At 58.7% G+C, this 13,765-nt stretch carries 15 protein-coding genes; 2 read left to right on the top strand and 13 right to left on the bottom strand.

What is annotated here, in order from left to right; genetic code table 11:
* Positions 1–2: 2 nt before the first annotated feature.
* The 13 genes from GHN86_RS14455 to ccoN (GHN86_RS14395) form a co-directional block, all read right to left on the bottom strand.
* A complete protein-coding gene (locus tag GHN86_RS14455) occupies positions 3–2,453 on the bottom strand; it encodes a heavy metal translocating P-type ATPase (RefSeq protein ID WP_153382546.1) in 2,451 nt (816 codons plus the stop codon).
* On the bottom strand, positions 2,450–2,992 hold the full coding sequence (locus tag GHN86_RS14450) for a FixH family protein (protein WP_153382548.1): 543 nt from the start codon (positions 2,990–2,992) through the stop codon (positions 2,450–2,452). Before GHN86_RS14450 ends, GHN86_RS14455 begins: the two co-directional genes overlap by 4 nt.
* An 11-nt stretch (positions 2,993–3,003) precedes the next feature.
* Complete coding sequence (ccoG, locus tag GHN86_RS14445; RefSeq protein ID WP_153382550.1) at positions 3,004–4,419, bottom strand: cytochrome c oxidase accessory protein CcoG; 1,416 nt, start codon at positions 4,417–4,419, stop codon at positions 3,004–3,006.
* Positions 4,420–4,635: 216 nt separating this feature from the next.
* Positions 4,636–5,046 (bottom strand): type II toxin-antitoxin system VapC family toxin, encoded by a 411-nt coding sequence (locus GHN86_RS14440; RefSeq protein WP_153382551.1) that lies wholly within the window; start codon positions 5,044–5,046, stop codon positions 4,636–4,638.
* Positions 5,046–5,297, bottom strand: coding sequence for a type II toxin-antitoxin system Phd/YefM family antitoxin (locus GHN86_RS14435; RefSeq protein WP_153382553.1), 252 nt, complete (start codon positions 5,295–5,297; stop codon positions 5,046–5,048). Before GHN86_RS14435 ends, GHN86_RS14440 begins: the two co-directional genes overlap by 1 nt.
* Before the next feature lie 131 nt (positions 5,298–5,428).
* On the bottom strand, positions 5,429–6,406 hold the full coding sequence (gene ccoP / locus GHN86_RS14430) for a cytochrome-c oxidase, cbb3-type subunit III (protein ID WP_153382555.1): 978 nt from the start codon (positions 6,404–6,406) through the stop codon (positions 5,429–5,431).
* Positions 6,403–6,594: a cbb3-type cytochrome oxidase subunit 3 gene (locus GHN86_RS14425; protein ID WP_122782178.1), complete on the bottom strand. Its 192-nt coding sequence runs from the start codon at positions 6,592–6,594 to the stop codon at positions 6,403–6,405. The genes ccoP (GHN86_RS14430) and GHN86_RS14425 overlap by 4 nt, the downstream gene beginning before the upstream one ends.
* 5 nt (positions 6,595–6,599) lie before the next feature.
* Entirely contained in the window at positions 6,600–7,208 is a 609-nt protein-coding gene (gene ccoO / locus GHN86_RS14420; RefSeq protein ID WP_153382557.1) for a cytochrome-c oxidase, cbb3-type subunit II, read from the bottom strand.
* The gene (gene ccoN, locus GHN86_RS14415) at positions 7,208–8,650 is read right to left on the bottom strand and encodes a cytochrome-c oxidase, cbb3-type subunit I (protein ID WP_153382559.1); all 1,443 of its coding nucleotides are present in this window, start codon (positions 8,648–8,650) and stop codon (positions 7,208–7,210) included. The genes ccoO (GHN86_RS14420) and ccoN (GHN86_RS14415) overlap by 1 nt, the downstream gene beginning before the upstream one ends.
* Positions 8,651–8,964: 314 nt before the next feature.
* Entirely contained in the window at positions 8,965–9,903 is a 939-nt protein-coding gene (gene ccoP / locus GHN86_RS14410; RefSeq protein ID WP_153382561.1) for a cytochrome-c oxidase, cbb3-type subunit III, read from the bottom strand.
* The gene (locus GHN86_RS14405; RefSeq protein ID WP_153382571.1) at positions 9,900–10,091 is read right to left on the bottom strand and encodes a cbb3-type cytochrome oxidase subunit 3; all 192 of its coding nucleotides are present in this window, start codon (positions 10,089–10,091) and stop codon (positions 9,900–9,902) included. The genes ccoP (GHN86_RS14410) and GHN86_RS14405 overlap by 4 nt, the downstream gene beginning before the upstream one ends.
* Before the next feature lie 15 nt (positions 10,092–10,106).
* Positions 10,107–10,715: a cytochrome-c oxidase, cbb3-type subunit II gene (ccoO, locus tag GHN86_RS14400; protein ID WP_153382563.1), complete on the bottom strand. Its 609-nt coding sequence runs from the start codon at positions 10,713–10,715 to the stop codon at positions 10,107–10,109.
* A 10-nt stretch (positions 10,716–10,725) separates the two neighbouring features.
* The gene (gene ccoN, locus GHN86_RS14395; RefSeq protein WP_153382565.1) at positions 10,726–12,150 is read right to left on the bottom strand and encodes a cytochrome-c oxidase, cbb3-type subunit I; all 1,425 of its coding nucleotides are present in this window, start codon (positions 12,148–12,150) and stop codon (positions 10,726–10,728) included.
* Positions 12,151–12,223: 73 nt separating this feature from the next.
* Between ccoN (GHN86_RS14395) and GHN86_RS14390 the strand changes: the two genes are divergently transcribed.
* Positions 12,224–12,910: an alpha/beta family hydrolase gene (locus GHN86_RS14390; RefSeq protein WP_153382567.1), complete on the top strand. Its 687-nt coding sequence runs from the start codon at positions 12,224–12,226 to the stop codon at positions 12,908–12,910.
* A 382-nt stretch (positions 12,911–13,292) separates the two neighbouring features.
* The coding region (locus GHN86_RS14385; RefSeq protein ID WP_153382569.1) for a DUF3304 domain-containing protein at positions 13,293–13,765 on the top strand (473 nt) is incomplete at its 3' end.

Raw genomic sequence — 13,765 nt, 5'->3', positions numbered from 1 at the left:
GTTCAGGCCGCTGTCGGGCGGGCATCTGCGGTGGGTCGGGCGGGCGCCTGATTCGGCAGGCGGGTCAGGCGCAGGGCATTGAGCACAACCGTCAACGAGCTGACCGACATGCCGATGGCGGCCCAGACCGGCGTGATCCAGCCGAGCGCCGCAAAGGGCAGCATAAAGCCATTGTAGAGTGTGGCCCACAGCAGGTTTTCGATGATCACCCGGCGCGTGCGTCGCGCTAGACTGAATGCTTGCACCAAGGCCTCCAAACGATTGGACAGCAATACCGCATCGGCGCTGGTTTTGGCCAGGTCAGTGGCTGAACCCATTGCCACGCTGATGTCGGCAGCGGCCAGCACGGGCACATCGTTCACGCCGTCGCCCAGCATCAGCACCTTGCGGCCCTGAGCGTGTAACTGTTGCAGTACCTGCAATTTATCGTCCGGGCGCAAGCCGCCCTGTGCGTCATCAATGCCCAGCTCGGCGGCCACGTGGGCGACCATTGGCGAGCTGTCTCCCGAGAGCAGCAGCGTGTGCCAGCCGCGGGCCTTGCACGCCGCCACCAATGCCGGTGCGTCAGCCCGCAGACGGTCGTCGAGTACCAGCCAGGCCAAGGCCCCTTGAGTGTCGCCCAGTAGCAGCCATTGACCGGGTTCATCCGGCATGACCGGGACGGCGCAGTGGCTCAGTTCACAGACGAACGCTGGTTGGCCGATACGCACGCGCTGTCCACCGACCCGGCCTTCAAGGCCGAGGCCGGGCGTGCTGTGTACGTCTTCGGCGGCTTGCGGGGCGCGGCCGAAAGCGCGGGCGATGGGGTGTTCGGAGCGGTTTTCGAGGGCAGCGGCGAGGCTCAGGCACTGATCGCTGTCCACTTCGCGTAACGGGTGGATGGCCTTTAAGGTCAGGCGCCCTTCGGTGAGGGTGCCGGTCTTGTCGAAAATGACCGTATCAATCTGGTTCAACCCTTCGAGCACATGCCCACGGGTCAGCAGCAAACCCAATTTGTGCAGGGTGCCGGTGGCGGCGGTGAGGGCGGTCGGAGTTGCCAGCGACAAGGCGCACGGGCAGGTGGCAACCAGCATGGCCAGTACAATCCAGAAGGCTCGCTCGGGGTCGAGTTGCCACCACAGCACGCCAATTACCACCGCCGCAATCAACGAAAACAGCAGGAACCATTGCGCTGCTTTGTCGGCTATTTCGGCGAGGCGTGGTTTTTCGGTCTGGGCGCGATCCAGCAGGCGCACAATGGCTGACAGACGAGTGTCTTGGCCCAGTGCCAGTACTTCAACGGTCAGCGCCCCTTCGACATTCAAGGTGCCTGCGGTCACGGCATCGCCCACGCCACGAGGTTGCGGCAGGTATTCGCCCGTGAGCACGGACTCGTCAATGCAGGTCTGGCCTTGAAGAATTTTGCCGTCGGCGGGCAGCGTCGCTCCGGGGTGGACCAATACGCTGTCGCCGACGTTCAGTTCGCTCAGCAGGATGCGTTCGCTCTGGCCGTCTTCGCTCAAGCGCAAGCAGGACGCGGGCAGCAAATTGACCAGCTGCGCGGTGGCGGCGGCGGTGCGTTCGCGGGCGCGGCGTTCCAGATAGCGCCCGGCCAGCAACAACAGGGCGAACATGCCGACGGCATCGAAATACAGTTCGCCGACTCCGGTGATTGCGGTCCAGATACCGGCGATATAGGCGCTGCCAATGGCCAGTGAAACCGAGACGTCCATGGTCAGGTGGCGGGTGCGCAAGTCGCGCATCGCGCCTTTGAAAAAGGGCGCGCAGCTGTAAAACACGATGGGAGTGGTGAGAAACAGCGCCACCCAGCGCAGGATGGTGTGCATCTCGGGGCTGAGGTCAGTGTTGAATTCCGGCCAGGTGGCCATGGTCGCCATCATTGCCTGAAACCACAGTAATCCGGCTACCCCCAGTTGGCGCAAGGCCAGCCGGTTTTCGCTGGCCAGTTGTTCGGTGGCCCGATCCGCCTGATAGGGGTGCGCGACATATCCGATATGGCGCAGTTCCCTGAGTATTTCGCTGAGTGGTAACTGGCGATCATCCCAGCGCACATGTAGGCGGTGATTGGACAGGTTGAGTCGCGCCTCGCTGACAGCGGGTAAGTGCATCAGGTGTTTTTCGATGAGCCAGCCGCAGGCGGCACAACTGATTCCCTCAATCAACAGCGTGGTTTCGGCCTGTTCGTCGGTGTGCCGCACAAAGGGTTTTTGTACGTCGGGGCGGTCGTACAGCGCCAGTTCTTCGCTCAGTTGTGCGGGCAGCGCTTCAGGGTTGGCCGACGCTTCACTGCGGTGTTGATAATAGCTTTCGAGGCCGCCCGCCACGATGGCTTCGGCGACGGCTTGGCAACCCGGGCAGCAGAATTCGCGAGATTGACCCAGCACGACAGCCGTAAACCGGCTGCCGGGCGGAACGGGCAGGGCGCAGTGGTAGCAGGGTAAGGGTGAGGTCATGGGGTTTGCTGGTGTTCGGCGCCTTGAATCGGCTCATCCCCCAGCATCAAGTCTTTATCGTGGTCGACCTGTTCTTCTTCGAACAGACGCCATGTCTGGCCGTTTTCGACTCCCAGCAATTCAACGAAGCGGCGTCCTTCAACCTTGTCATCCAGTTGCCCGGTATAGCGGCCCGGCTCGGACGTGCTTTGTTTGAGGTTGATGCGACGGTCTTTTTCCGGTTGTGTCGGTGAAATCAGGTTCAGTTCCAGTGCGTCAGGTTGGCTGTTGCCTTCCAACAGCAACACCACTTCGCCGGTCATTTCGTCCAGACGCAGTTTGGCTTTGAGTTGCAGGGTCTGGCCGAGCAGTTCGCGGTCCAGAGAGCGGTTGATGCCTTTACCGGCTTCGTAGTAGTTGTCGTTGACCAAGTGATCCGGATTGTTGACGGCAATCGTCACCATCGACAGGGTCAACGTCACCGAGCAGGCAAGAATGGCAATGATGATCCACGGCCAAATGTGCTTGTACCAAGGGCTGGAGCCGTTTGCTGCGGGCATGGCAGTGTCTCTTATCTGATGAGTGGGCCGATGAAGCGGCTCTTGGCTTTGACATTGATGTCGGGGTTGTCGGCATCCTTGAGGATGAAAAACACCTCGTTGGTGCTGGACGGCAGCTGCTCGGGTGCCACCGACAACTCGACCGGCAGGCTGACAATATCGCCTGCGGCGACCCGGATTTCGCGTTTGCCTTGCAGTTTCAGATCAGGCAGGCCTGTGGCCTCCAGCACATAGGTGTGGTCGTGCTGGTCTTTGTTCATGATTTTCAGGCTGTAGACGTTTTCGACCCGACCTTGTGCGTTTTCGCGGTAAAGCACACGGTCTTTGCTGACATCAAACCCGACCAGCGAACGGGTGAAGAAAGCCGCGGCCAGCAGGGCCATCATGGCTAGCAAGACCACGGCATAGCCGATCAGGCGCGGGCGCAGGGTGTGGGTTTTCTGCCCCGAAAGGTTGTGCTCGGTGGTGTAGCTGATGAGACCGCGAGGGTAGTGCATTTTGTCCATGATGCTGTCGCAGGCGTCGATGCAGGCCGCGCAGCCGATGCATTCAATTTGCAGGCCGTCGCGAATGTCGATGCCGGTCGGGCACACCTGTACGCACAAGGTGCAATCGACGCAGTCGCCCAAGCCTTCGGCCTTGTAGTCGCTGTCTTTTTTGCGCGGGCCGCGCTGCTCGCCACGCCGTGGGTCGTACGAAACGATCAGTGTGTCCTTGTCGAACATGACGCTCTGGAAACGCGCATACGGGCACATGTAAATGCACACTTGTTCGCGCAGCCATCCGGCGTTGCCGTAAGTGGCCAACGTGAAAAAACCGACCCAGAAATACGCCCAGCCATCGGCTTGCCCCGTGAAGAAGTCGATGACCAGCTCGCGGATAGGCGAGAAGTAACCGACAAAGGTCATGCCGGTGACAAAGCCGATTATCAGCCACAGGCTGTGTTTGCCGAGTTTGCGCAGGAATTTGTTGGCGCTCATGGGAGCTTTGTCGAGCTTGATGCGCTGGTTACGGTCGCCTTCCGTGACCTTTTCACACCACATGAACAGCCATGTCCAAACGCTTTGCGGACAGGTGTAACCGCACCACACGCGACCGGCGTACACCGTAATAAAAAACAGGCCAAAGGCGGCGACGATCAGCAGCCCGGATAGCAGGATAAAATCCTGTGGCCAGAACGTGGCGCCAAAAATAAAAAATTTGCGCTCGGGAAGGTTCCACCACACCGCCTGATGACCGCCCCAGTTCAGCCAGACGGTGCCGAAATACAGCAGGAACAGAAAAGCGCCGCCGACCATTCGCAGGTTGCGGAAAAAACCGGTGAAGGCGCGGGTGTAAATCTTTTCTCGTGGGGCATATAAGTCGACGGTCTGCGGTGGTTTCTTGGCAGGTGCAGTCACGTCATTGACAGGAATCTGATTGCTCATTTGGTCGTCCCACGGCAGTGGAAAATGCCTCGGTCAGTACGTGCCGACCGCGGTCAGAAGGTGGTGCAGTGGCGTAATGATACCTGCGTGACACGGGTGCAGGGGTGCGACCTTTGGTCGCGTTCACAGGGGTGTGACTTTGGTATAGCAATTGCTGCAAGTAATGATGTGGGTCAATTGACTTCGGGTTGGCACTGAGGGTCGAAAGGCCAGAAATCAGCACTCCCAGGGGTTGATGACGGCAATGCCGTCAAAGGTGAAATCCTTGGCGTTGCGGGTGACGATGGTCATGTCATGTACCAAGGCAGTGGCGGCGATCAAAGCGTCGCACTCGTTGCTGCGATCCGGTACGTGGAGGCGGGCGCAGCGTCTGGCAACCTGACTGTCAATTGACAGCACGCGCCCGGCAAAGGCGGGAATCACATGGCCTTCAAGCCAGGTACGCAAGATGGCCGCCTGTGAGCTGTCGCGCCGTTCCAGACGCAATATGCCGGTTTCGATTTCGAGCAAGGTGATGGCGGATATATACAGTTTGTACGCCGCCATCCCTCTGGCCCAGGCCACCACCGCGGGGTCAGCCTGAGGTTTGCGCAGCTCTGAAATCACGTTGGTGTCGAGTAAGAACATTAAAAACCCAGTGGGCGCGGCGTGATAGCTGCGCGTTCGGGTTCAAAGTCAACCGACGCCGAATCAGGCATGACGAGCAGGTCGACGATGCTGGCGTCCAGGCCGGTCAGTCGTTGGTACTCCTCCATGCATAGCAGTACATGCGCAGGGCGGCCACGATCGGTGATGTAAACAGGCCCATCCTGGGCGGCTTTTTTGGCACCGCTTGTGTCTTGATTGAATTCGCGACTTGAAATAGTGGTGATGGACATGAGGAAGACCTCCGTGGCAAAGCAATGTAGAAACGTTACTACTTAGGGCAATTGTTTGGCAACTGAAAAAGTTGTTCGTCACACAACGGCTCCTTAGACGGGGAGCCGTTTTCACCGCGATAACGGACTCTCTATTCCTCGGCCTTGGCGTTTTCGCCATGAGACAAGCTGTAGACATAGGCGGCTAGCAGGTGAACCCTGTCATTGCCTTGCAACTCGGCCTGCGCCGGCATCTGGCCCTGGCGGCCATAACGAATGGTCTGTTGCAATTGAGCGAAGCTTGAACCGTAGATGAAGGCGCCCGGATGTGTCAGGTCAGGCGCGCCCATCAGCGGATTGCCTTTGCCTTCGGGGCCATGGCAAACCGCACAGTTGGTGGCATAGAGTGCCTGGCCCTTGGCCGGGTCAGCTTTCGCGCCTTCAGGCAATTTGCGGCCATCCAGTTGGGTCAGTACATACGCAGCCACGTCGCTCACACCTTGTTCGCCAATGACCTGTGCCCAGCCGGGCATCACCGCGTGACGTCCTGCCATGATGCTGGTCTTGATCTCGGCCGGTGTACCGCCCCAGCGCCAGTGGGCATCGGTCAGGTTCGGGAAGCCATAAGCGCCTTTGGCATCGGAGCCGTGGCACACCGAGCAGTTGGAGGCAAACAGACGACCGCCCATTTTCAGGGCTTGAGGGTCTTTGGCGACTTCCTCTATGGGCATGGCGGCGAATTTGGCGAAGATCGGGCCGTATTTGGCGTCCGATTTGGCCATTTCCTTTTCCCACTCGTGCACGCCGGTCCAGCCGGTCTGACCATTGGCAAACGGCGTGCCTGTTTTAGTGTCCAGCGCCTCGTAGCCGGGCAAAATGCCTTTCCAGTTGCCCAGGCCCGGATAGAGCACCAGATACCCCAAGGCGAACACGATGGTGCCTACAAAAAGCCAGAACCACCAATTGGGCAGGGGGTTGTCGAACTCTTCAATACCGTCATAGGCGTGCCCGACTTTCTCGTCTGTCTGGTCGCTGCGTTGCCCCTTGCGGGTGTCCAGCAACAACCAGGTCAAGGCGAAAATGGTGCCCAGCGTGAGGACGGTGACGTACCAGCTCCAAAAGCTAGTCATTCTTTGTTACTCCTGGACGCTTGTTCTTGTTCGATGTGCTTGATGGCTTCAGGGTCGTCCTTGAACGGCAACAGGGTTGCGTCATCGAATTCCGATTTGCGCTTGGGGCTGAATACCCACAAGGCCAAACCGATAAAAGCCACCATCACGACGACAGTGCCCAGGCCACGAATCATCCCGATATCCATTCAGATCACCGTTTGCTTTTGATCAGAGTGCCCAGGCCCTGAAGGTAGGCCACCAGCGCGTCCATTTCGGTTTTCCCTTTGACGGCATCCTTGGCTCCGGCGATGTCTTCGTCGGTATAAGGCACGCCCAGGGTGCGCAACACTTCCATTTTTTTGGCGGTGTCTTTGCCGTCCAGGGTGCGCTCTACCAGAAAAGGGTAAGCCGGCATGATCGACTCGGGCACCACGTTGCGCGGGTTGTACAAGTGGGCACGCTGCCAGTCATCGGAGTAACGTCCGCCGACACGGGCCAGGTCTGGCCCGGTACGTTTGGAACCCCACAGGAAGGGGTGATCCCAGACGCTTTCACCGGCAACCGAATAGTGGCCGTAGCGTTCGGTTTCGGCACGGAACGGCCGGATCATTTGCGAGTGACAGCCCACACAGCCGTTGGCGATGTAGATGTCGCGGCCTTCCAGTTGCAGCGCGGTAATCGGCTTCATGCCTTCGACCGGGTTATTGGTGACGTCCTGGAAAAACAGCGGAACGATTTGGGTCAGGCCACCGATGCTGACGGCAATGACCATCAGGAAGGCCATGAGGCCGATATTTTTCTCGACTGCTTCGTGCTTCATCAGTGCGCTCCCACGACAGCGATCTGGCTCGCCGCTTCAGCTTCTACCGGGTTAGATGCACGAACAGTGCGCCATACGTTGTAAGCCATAAACAGCATGCCGCTGGCAAAAATAGCCCCGCCCAGTGCGCGCACGATGAAGCCCGGATGGCTGGCTTGCAGGGCTTCGACGAACGAATAGGTCAAGGTGCCGTCTTCGTTGATCGCACGCCACATCAGCCCCTGAGTAATGCCGTTGACCCACATCGAGGCGATATACAGCACGGTGCCAATGGTTGCGAGCCAGAAGTGCACGTTGATCAGGCTGACGCTGTACATCTGCTTTTGACCGTAGATTTTAGGGATCATGTGGTACATGGAGCCGATCGTAATCATGGCGACCCAGCCCAAAGCGCCCGCGTGTACGTGGCCAATGGTCCAGTCGGTGTAGTGGGAGAGGGCGTTGACGGTCTTGATGGCCATCATCGGACCTTCGAAGGTGGACATGCCGTAGAACGCCAATGACACCACCAGAAAGCGCAGGATCGGGTCGGTGCGTAACTTATGCCAGGCTCCAGACAGGGTCATCATGCCGTTGATCATGCCGCCCCAGCTGGGTGCCAGCAGGATGATCGACATGGCCATGCCCAGCGACTGGGCCCAGTCCGGCAGCGCGGTGTAGTGCAAATGGTGCGGGCCGGCCCAGATGTACAGGGTGATCAATGCCCAGAAGTGCACGATGGACAGCCGATACGAATAGATCGGGCGCTCCGCTTGCTTGGGCACGAAGTAGTACATCATGCCCAGAAAGCCTGTAGTCAGGAAAAACCCTACCGCGTTGTGGCCATACCACCACTGAATCATGGCGTCGGTCGCACCGGCGTAGGCAGAGTAGGACTTGAAAAAACTGACCGGCAACGACGCATGGTTAACGATGTGCAGCATCGCCGTGACCACAATAAAGGCCCCGTAGAACCAGTTGCCGACGTAGATATGTTTGGTTTTGCGCTTGGTGATGGTGCCAAAGAACACCATGCCGTAAGCCACCCACACGATGGCCAGCAAAATCGCCAACGGCCATTCCAGCTCTGCGTATTCTTTGGTGGTGGTGTAACCCAAGGGCAGGGTGATGATGGCGCCGACAATGACCGCCTGCCACCCCCAAAAGGTGAACGCGGCCAGCGAGTCAGAAATCAGGCGTGTCTGGCAGGTGCGCTGTACGACGTAATACGAAGTGCCAAACAGCGCACAGCCACCAAAGGCAAAGATCACAAGGTTGGTGTGCAGCGGGCGTAGACGGCCGAAAGTCGTCCATTCCAGGCCAAAGTTCAGTTCAGGCCACACGAGCTGTGACGCGATAAAGACCCCGAGCCCCATGCCTAGGATTCCCCAGACCACCGTCATGATGGCGAACTGGCGGACGACCTTATAGTTATAAGCAGTCGGACTGATTGCTGTGCTCATTCTAGGGTTCCACGGTTTTATATTTTTTAGGGGTAAAAAAGCGGCGCAAGTATGGGTAAAGCATTGGGGTATTGCAACGAAGCGTAGCATCGTTCATTGAGCGCCAACGCTTGTCCTGCGGCCTTTCCATGTGTTGAGTAAGGTCAAAACGACCTCTAAGTCTCATCACATTCGGGGCAATGGCGAAGGCGATTGGCGGGGCGATACTGGGGAGGAAAGTAAAAGAGGCGGGGACAAATGTCCAGAAATTGTTCACAAAGTTGTATACAACTCTACAGAAGCACCCTGTCGGTGCTCCTGTAGCGAGAGAGGCATTATTCGGCGTTTTTTTCCTCTTTATTAGCCTGCGACAAGCTGAACACGTACGCGGCCAGTAACTGCACCTTGTCATTGCCCAGCAGTTCGTTTTGCGCTGGCATATGGCCTTGACGGCCGTGGCGGATGGTCTGCTGCAGTTGCCCCAGGCTGGTGCCGTAGATATAGGCCTCGGGCACCGTCAAATCCGGCGCCCCCATTGCTTGCATGCCTTTGCCGTTGGCGCCGTGACACGCCACGCAGGTGGTCTCGAAGGCGTGCTTGCCTGCGTTCAGATCAACCGTGGTGCCTTGGGGCAATGGCAAACCGGCCAGGTCGTGACGCACGTACGCGGCGACGTTTTTGACCCCGTCTTCACCCAGAACCGGCCCCCAGGCAGGCATCACAGCAATGCGTCCGCCCATAATGGAAGCCTTGATGGTGTTGGCATCGCCGCCCCAGCGCCAGGTGCTGTCGGTCAGGTTAGGGAAGCCGTAAGCTCCCTTGGCATCCGAGCCGTGGCACACCGAGCAATTGGAGGCAAACAGGCGACTGCCCATTTTCAACGCTTGGGGGTCTTGCGCCACCTCTTCCACGGGCATGGCTGCGTACTTGGCGAAAATCGGGCCGAAGCGGGCGTCCGCCTTGTCCATTTCCTTTTGCCACTCGTTAACGCCCGTCCAGCCATTCTCATAACCGGGCAGCAGGCCTTTCCAGTTGCCAAGGCCGGGATAGAGGATCAAATAACCGACGCCGAAGACCAGGGTGGCGACAAACAACATAAACCACCATTGCGGCAGCGGATTGTCGTATTCCTCAATGCCATCAAAGCTGTGGCCCATCGTCTCGACGTTTTCGCCTTTGTTCTCGCCTTTGCGGGTCCCCACCAGCAGCCACGTCAGGCCTATCAGCGTGCCGATGGTCAGCACGCAGATATAGATGCTCCAGAAGGTCGTCATGCTTTGTCACTCCTCGACGCTTGCGCTTGCTCGACGTGTTTGAGGGCCTGCGGGTCGTCCTTGAAAGGCAGTAACGTGGCGTCTTCAAACTCGGATTTGCGGCGCGGGCTGAACACCCACAGCGCCAGGCCGATAAACGCCACGGCCACCAACAGCGTGCCCAGGCCGCGGATCATTCCACTACTCATCTCCAGAACCATGTTTCACCTCTTGCTCTTGATGGCAGTGCCGAGCACTTGCAGGTAAGCCACGAGCGCGTCCATCTCGGTCTTGCCCTGTACGGACTGTTTGGCATTGGCGATCTCTTCATCGCTGTACGGCACGCCGAGGGTGCGCATCACCTTGAGCTTGGTTTGGGTGTGGGAACTGTCGACCGGGGATTCGACCAGCCACGGGTAGGCCGGCATTTTTGATTCCGGCACCACGTTGCGCGGGTTGTACAAATGCGCGCGGTGCCAGTCATCCGAGTAGCGCGCGCCCACCCGGGCCAAGTCCGGCCCGGTGCGTTTCGAGCCCCACAGGAAGGGGTGATCCCACACGCTTTCACCGGCCACCGAGTAATGGCCATAGCGCTCGGTTTCAGCGCGGAACGGGCGAATCATCTGTGAGTGACACTGCACGCAACCTTCACGGATATAAATGTCGCGACCTTCCAGTTGCAACGCGGTGTAGGGCTTCATGCCTTCCACCGGGGTATTGGTCACATCTTCGAAGAACAGCGGAACGATCTGTGTCAGGCCGCCGATGCTCACGCACAGAATCATCAGCAACAGCATCAGGCCGATGTTTTTCTCAATCACTTCGTGTTTCATGGCGAACTCCTCAGGCCATCTGCGCGGCGGCTACGACTTCAGCGGGCTCGGCGTTACGCACGGTGCGCCAAGTGTTGTAAGCCATCAGCAGCATGCCGCTGAAGAAGATCGCGCCCCCGATCAGGCGCACGACATAGCCCGGATGGCTGGCCACCAGGGTTTCGACGAAGGAGTAGGTCAGCGTGCCGTCCGCGTTCACGGCGCGCCACATCAGGCCTTGAGCGATGCCGTTGACCCACATCGAGGCGATGTAAAGCACGGTGCCGATGGTGGCAACCCAGAAGTGAGCGTTGATCAGGCCAATGCTGTACATCTGCGGGCGGCCGAAGATTTTTGGAATCATGTGATACAGCGCGCCAATCGAAATCATCGCCACCCACCCCAGCGCACCGGCGTGAACGTGGCCGATGGTCCAGTCGGTGTAGTGGGAGAGGGCGTTGACGGTCTTGATGGCCATCATCGGGCCCTCGAAGGTCGACATGCCGTAAAAGGCCAGCGACACCACCAGAAAGCGCAGGATCGGATCGCTGCGCAACTTATGCCAGGCGCCCGAGAGCGTCATCATGCCGTTGATCATGCCGCCCCAGCTGGGCGCCAGCAGAATGAGTGACATCACCATGCCCAATGACTGCGCCCAGTCCGGTAGCGCGGTGTAGTGCAAGTGGTGCGGGCCCGCCCAGATATACAGGGTGATCAGCGCCCAAAAGTGCACGATGGACAGGCGATACGAGTAGATCGGACGCTCGGCCTGTTTCGGTACGAAGTAATACATCATCCCCAAAAAGCCCGCCGTCAGGAAAAACCCCACAGCGTTATGGCCGTACCACCACTGCACCATCGCGTCCGTTGCACCACCGTAGAGCGAGTAGGACTTGGTGAGGCTGACCGGGATTTCAAGGTTATTGACGATGTGCAAAATCGCCACCGTCACGATAAACGCGCCGAAGAACCAATTGCCGACGTAGATATGCTTGGTCTTGCGCTTCATGATCGTGCCGAAAAACACGATGGCGTAAGCGACCCAGACGATGGTGATCAAGATGTCGATCGGCCATTCCAGCTCGGCGTATTCCTTGGAGCTGGTGAAGCCCAAAGGCAGGCTGATGGCAGCCAGCACGATGACCAGCTGCCAGCCCCAAAAGGTAAATGCTGCAATTTTGGGTGCAAACAACGTGGCCTGACAGGTGCGTTGCACCGTGTAGAAGGAGGACGCGAACAGTGCGCAACCGCCAAAGGCGAAAATCACCGCGTTGGTGTGCAGCGGGCGAAGACGGCCGAAGCTGGTCCAGGGCAAATTGAAATTGAGTTCGGGCCAGACCAACTGCGCGGCGATAAAAACCCCGAGCCCCATACCGACGATGCCCCAAACCACCGTCATAATGGAAAATTGGCGGACCACCTTATAGTTGTAGGCGGTACTGATTGAAGTGTTCATGGTTCCCCATCCACGGTTCAGGCGAGTACATGTGCACGCCTGGAGTTATTGGCAGACTAAAAGCGAGGCAAGCATGGGCGTAGCAGGGCAGCTCGGTATTGACGGGGATCAATGGGCGCAGTGCGTGCAGGATCGGGGCTGGTTATGGAATGCAGCGGCTGGTGCGGTAAAAACAGCTGAACCGGCCACGCTGATACTGGCCCACGGCGCGGGTGCGCCAATGGACAGCGACTGGATGACCGGCATGGCTGAACGCCTTGCCGCACGCGGGCTCAACGTGCTGCGCTTCGAGTTTCCTTACATGGCGCAACGCCGACTCGACGGTGGCAAAAGGCCGCCTAACCAACAGGCCAAATTGCTCGACTGCTGGCGCGAGGTCTACGCCGAGGTGCGACGGCATGTCGCTGGGCGCTTGGCCATTGGCGGTAAATCCATGGGCGGGCGCATGGCCAGTCTGGTGGCGGACGAGCTCGGCGTGGATGCGCTGGTGTGTTTGGGCTATCCGTTTTACGCATCGGGCAAACCGGAAAAACCCCGTGTGGCGCATTTGGCCGAGCTGCACACGCCGACCCTGATTATTCAGGGCGAGCGTGATGCGTTGGGCAATCGCGAGGCGGTAGAAGCCTACACGCTGGCGCCGAGCATAGAAGTCCTGTGGCTTGCGGCGGCAGATCATGATTTGAAGCCGCTGAAAGCTTCGGGCTTTACCCATGTGCAGCATCTGGATGCGGCCGCCGATAACATAGTGCGGTTTGTGTAGCTTGGCGCTTTCGCAGTATCGGCGGCGATAGCAATCATGTAGCCGCTGCCGAAGCCTGCGTGCGGCGGCGCAGCCGTCGTAAACCCGTTCAGGCCGGACGTTCCTCGTGTGGTCTACAACAGCGATCGCACACGGCTGCTTTTGTCAGATACGAGTTTCAACAAAACAGCATGCTTCTGTCGTCTCAGGCGGAACAGTCCGACATACAAGAGTTTTTTATTCTCATCTAATCCTTCCCTGTCAGCCATGACGGGGGAGTCGAGCAGCGCGTTCCCTCACCGCCACAACATTGAGGGAAACGGATGCCCATTTTCTGCCTGCTTTTTCGCCGTCGTTCATCACTCGATACGTGCCCCATCGAAGCTGCATGCGGGGATCCCTCATGACGCCCGCAGGTGTCTGGATGGTCGCGGCCAGCCTGTTGCTGCAAGGCTGTGTCGAGTCGCGACCGACGATGTTGGGGGCGCCCATTTCAGGGATTAATCACACTTCGGCGGCCATCAACCAATTCAGCGTTAACGGCGGCGGTGGCCCGAACCTCGGCCCCTACGGCGGCGGCCCAGGTAGCCAGATGTGCTGTGCGATGTTGCCAGTGCAATGGCGCGAAGGGCTGACCGTGGTGGTGGAGTGGGAGAAAGATCCTTCGCCTCATGATTATGCGAATTGGTCAGAGCCTATGTTCACCGATGCTTGGCGTAATCGAGTCAAAGCCCATCGAGCTAAATACACCCGTCACCGCGCTGTCGTTGAAGTTGCGTCCTACGAAAAGCTGGGCGTGGTTGATGTGCATTTTCTGCCCTGTGACCAAGTGGTGGTGTCGGCGGTAGCGCATCTGCCCGGCATGCCCGGTTATCC

The sequence above is a fragment of the Pseudomonas helleri genome (assembly GCF_009600315.1).
Classification (GTDB): domain Bacteria; phylum Pseudomonadota; class Gammaproteobacteria; order Pseudomonadales; family Pseudomonadaceae; genus Aquipseudomonas; species Aquipseudomonas helleri_A.
Note: the sequence above shows the minus strand (reverse complement) of the source record. Positions and strands in the feature narration are given on the sequence as shown.

What these genes read in the sequence shown, in the direction of transcription:
- GHN86_RS14455 (WP_153382546.1), bottom strand. Translation starts at nt 2,453, where the DNA reads ATGACCTCACCCTTACCCTGCTACCACTGCGCCCTGCCCGTTCCGCCC.
- GHN86_RS14450 (WP_153382548.1), bottom strand. Translation starts at nt 2,992, where the DNA reads ATGCCCGCAGCAAACGGCTCCAGCCCTTGGTACAAGCACATTTGGCCG.
- ccoG (WP_153382550.1), bottom strand. Translation starts at nt 4,419, where the DNA reads ATGAGCAATCAGATTCCTGTCAATGACGTGACTGCACCTGCCAAGAAA.
- GHN86_RS14440 (WP_153382551.1), bottom strand. Translation starts at nt 5,046, where the DNA reads ATGTTCTTACTCGACACCAACGTGATTTCAGAGCTGCGCAAACCTCAG.
- GHN86_RS14435 (WP_153382553.1), bottom strand. Translation starts at nt 5,297, where the DNA reads ATGTCCATCACCACTATTTCAAGTCGCGAATTCAATCAAGACACAAGC.
- ccoP (WP_153382555.1), bottom strand. Translation starts at nt 6,406, where the DNA reads ATGACTAGCTTTTGGAGCTGGTACGTCACCGTCCTCACGCTGGGCACC.
- GHN86_RS14425 (WP_122782178.1), bottom strand. Translation starts at nt 6,594, where the DNA reads ATGGATATCGGGATGATTCGTGGCCTGGGCACTGTCGTCGTGATGGTG.
- ccoO (WP_153382557.1), bottom strand. Translation starts at nt 7,208, where the DNA reads ATGAAGCACGAAGCAGTCGAGAAAAATATCGGCCTCATGGCCTTCCTG.
- ccoN (WP_153382559.1), bottom strand. Translation starts at nt 8,650, where the DNA reads ATGAGCACAGCAATCAGTCCGACTGCTTATAACTATAAGGTCGTCCGC.
- ccoP (WP_153382561.1), bottom strand. Translation starts at nt 9,903, where the DNA reads ATGACGACCTTCTGGAGCATCTATATCTGCGTGCTGACCATCGGCACG.
- GHN86_RS14405 (WP_153382571.1), bottom strand. Translation starts at nt 10,091, where the DNA reads ATGAGTAGTGGAATGATCCGCGGCCTGGGCACGCTGTTGGTGGCCGTG.
- ccoO (WP_153382563.1), bottom strand. Translation starts at nt 10,715, where the DNA reads ATGAAACACGAAGTGATTGAGAAAAACATCGGCCTGATGCTGTTGCTG.
- ccoN (WP_153382565.1), bottom strand. Translation starts at nt 12,150, where the DNA reads ATGAACACTTCAATCAGTACCGCCTACAACTATAAGGTGGTCCGCCAA.
- GHN86_RS14390 (WP_153382567.1), top strand. Translation starts at nt 12,224, where the DNA reads ATGGGCGTAGCAGGGCAGCTCGGTATTGACGGGGATCAATGGGCGCAG.